A 646-nucleotide genomic window follows, 5' to 3' on the forward strand; every position below is an offset into this window, starting at 1 on the left:
TCGGCTGACCGTGGGCGTGGGTACGCTGCTCAGCACGCTGGTACCGGGCCGGGTCTCGACCGAGGTCGATGCGGACCAGGCGCACGATACGGCGGCGACGGTGGCCAAGGCCCGCCAGTTCATCGCGATGTACGAAGCGGCCGGCGTGCCGCGCAGCAAGGTGCTGATCAAGATCGCGGCGACCTGGGCAGGCGTGGAAGCGGCACGCCAGCTGCAGGCCGAGGGGATCGACTGCAACCTGACGCTGATCTTCAACCCGACCCAGGCGCTGGCCTGCAGCGAGGCCGGGGCATTCCTGATTTCGCCGTTCGTGGGCCGCATCCTGGATTGGTATGTGGCCAATGGCCAGTCGCCGGCCAGCATCGATGAGGACCCGGGCGTGGTGTTCGTGCGCGGCGTGTATGCCGAGTTCAAGCGCCGCGGTTCGCCGACGGTGGTGATGGGTGCGTCGTTCCGTTCGACGGCGCAGATCGAGGCACTGGCGGGCTGTGATCGTCTGACGATCTCGCCGGACCTGCTGGAGAAGCTGGACGCCGATCACGGCGAACTGCCGCGCAGGCTGGTGGCCGGTGCGGCGGAATCCGTCCAGGTGACGCCGATCGATGGCGCGCGGTTTGCGGCGGATCTGGCAGCCGACCCGATGGCG

At 68.7% G+C, this 646-nt stretch carries 1 protein-coding gene; it reads left to right on the forward strand.

The genetic code is table 11. From position 1 onward, the window contains the following. A partial coding sequence (locus ABE424_RS19130; protein ID WP_346502009.1) for a transaldolase family protein occupies positions 1-646 on the forward strand: 646 nt, incomplete at both ends.

Origin of the sequence: Stenotrophomonas sp. TWI1149 (assembly GCF_039673155.1) — a bacterium.
GTDB lineage: Bacteria > Pseudomonadota > Gammaproteobacteria > Xanthomonadales > Xanthomonadaceae > Stenotrophomonas > Stenotrophomonas maltophilia_AA.